The organism is Methylobacterium sp. WL6 (assembly GCF_008040095.1).
Taxonomy (GTDB): Bacteria; Pseudomonadota; Alphaproteobacteria; order Rhizobiales; family Beijerinckiaceae; genus Methylobacterium.
In genome coordinates this window covers 1-1,589 of sequence record NZ_VRVH01000538.1, presented here as the reverse complement: position 1 = coordinate 1,589, position 1,589 = coordinate 1, and the positions used below count along the sequence as shown (strand labels likewise).

General features: G+C 74.7%; 1 protein-coding gene. It reads left to right on the top strand.

What is annotated here, in order from left to right:
* Positions 1-140 precede the first annotated feature (140 nt).
* Positions 141-1,589 (top strand): apolipoprotein N-acyltransferase (gene lnt / locus FV230_RS31110; protein ID WP_246695043.1); only part of this gene is annotated, 1,449 nt, incomplete at its 3' end.

Here is a 1,589-nt window from a genome sequence, read left to right as displayed (position 1 = left end):
GCCGTGCAGCGCCCGACGATGCGCGTCGCGAGCGAGACGCCGGCTTCCGACGGCCCGAACGGCGAGCGCCTCGGCGCCGCCGCCGCCGCCGCCCTCGCGATGACCGAGCGCGCCCTCCACAGGGTGCGGAGCCGCGCCGCATGAGTGCTGGGCCTCCCGCCCGGACCGATCCCGCCCGGACCGCGCTCGCGGCCGCAGAGGGCGCGCGCGCGGCCAAGGTCGTCCGGGGCGCCAACAACGCGAAGGCCCTGACCGCCCTGGCGCGTGCGCGCATGCGCGCGATCCGTCCTTTGCGCCTGCGGATGATCGATGCGGTCACGCTCGCCGCCGCCGGGCTGCTGGTGCTGAAGCTCATCGCGATGTCGGTCGAGACGCCGCAGGTCGGCACCGAATTGCCGGCCCTCGCCCAGGTGCTCGCCAAGGCCCGCGCCGGCTACGAGCTGGCCGACCCCGCCACCACCGGATCGGTGACGCCCAAGGACGAGACGAAGGCGGATGCCAAGAAGCCCGAGCCGCCGCCCCAGGCTCAGCCGCCGATGGTCGAGCCGGTCTCGCCGAGCGAGCGCGCCCTGCTGGAGAAGCTCGGCGCCCGGCGCGACGCGCTCAAGCAGAAGAGCGACGAGCTGGAGCTGCGCGAGAAGATGCTCGGCGAGGCCGAGCGCAAGCTCGAGACCGGGCTCGGCGACCTCAAGCAGGCCGAGGACAAGGTCGACACATCCGGCAAGGCCAAGGCCGAGGCCGAGAAGGCCGGCCTGAAGAACCTCGTGACGATGTACGAGACGATGAAGCCGAAGGAGGCCGCCCGGGTCTTCGACCGTCTCGGCCAGGACGTCCTGGTATCGCTGGTGCTGGCGATGAACCCGCGCAAGATGGCAGAGGTGCTGGCCGTGATGCAGCCGGATGCCGCCGAGAAGCTGACCGTGGCCCTGGCCAATCGCGCCCGCGGCGTCGCCGGCCCGCAGGCCGCGGCCGGCGGAAGCCTCGGCCCGAACGAGCTGCCGGCGATCGAGCCCGGCGGCCGCATCGTCGACAGCTACGACAAGGTCCACCTCGTGCCGTTCGGCGAGTACCTGCCCGCGCCCCTCGACGCGGCCCTGCGGGCGGTGGGCCTGCGCCAGTTCGTGGCCGTGCCGGGCGGCTTCTCGGCCGGGACGCTCGCCGGCCAGCGCATCCTCAACGTGCCGGGCCTGCCGCCGGTGGCGGCGACGATCTGCTACGAGGCGATCTTCCCCGGCGCGATCCTGCCGGCCGGCGCCATCGCCGCCGATCGGCCCCCCGGCCTGATCCTGAACGTGACCAACGACGCCTGGTTCGGCGACACGCCGGGCCCGCGCCAGCACCTGGCGCAGGCCCGCCTGCGCGCCGTCGAGGAGGGCCTGCCGCTGGTGCGCGACGCCAACACCGGGATCTCGGCGGTGATCGACGCGCACGGGCGCGTCGTCGCGCAACTGCCGATCGAGCAGGAGGCGGTGCTCGATGCCGACCTGCCCGTCCGCATCCTCGGCGGCACCCTCTACGGCCGGGCCGGCGACTGGCCCTTCGCGGCGATGCTCGCCGCCTGCCTCGCGGGCGCCCTCCGGGCCCGGCGG